We start from the raw sequence: 239 nt of genomic DNA, 5'->3' as shown, positions 1-239 counted from the left end.
GAACGGTGCCCCGGTTACCGCGCAGAACGGTCCAGTCACCGTGACCCTGGACAGCGGCAAGGTCATCACCATCGCCGAAGGCCAGAGCTCCGGTAGCCTGCCGGTCAGCGTGGGCAACGACGTCTACCAAGGCCCGACCACCGTCACTGAATCCATCAAGGACGCAGTGGGCGGTAACCTGGAACTGGTGTCGCCAAACACAACGCCAGTGACCACCACGGTCAACGATGTCAACGACA

Annotated in this window: 1 protein-coding gene; it reads left to right on the top strand. The window is 62.3% G+C overall.

The annotated features are described in order from the left end of the window. Positions 1-239: immunoglobulin-like domain-containing protein (locus tag Q8X48_RS30090; protein WP_407802705.1), on the top strand; the 239-nt coding region annotated here is incomplete at both ends.

The organism is Pseudomonas sp. QLc11A (assembly GCF_052112305.1).
Lineage (GTDB): Bacteria > Pseudomonadota > Gammaproteobacteria > Pseudomonadales > Pseudomonadaceae > Aquipseudomonas > Aquipseudomonas laurylsulfatiphila.
This window is presented reverse-complemented; position numbering and strand designations above follow the sequence as displayed.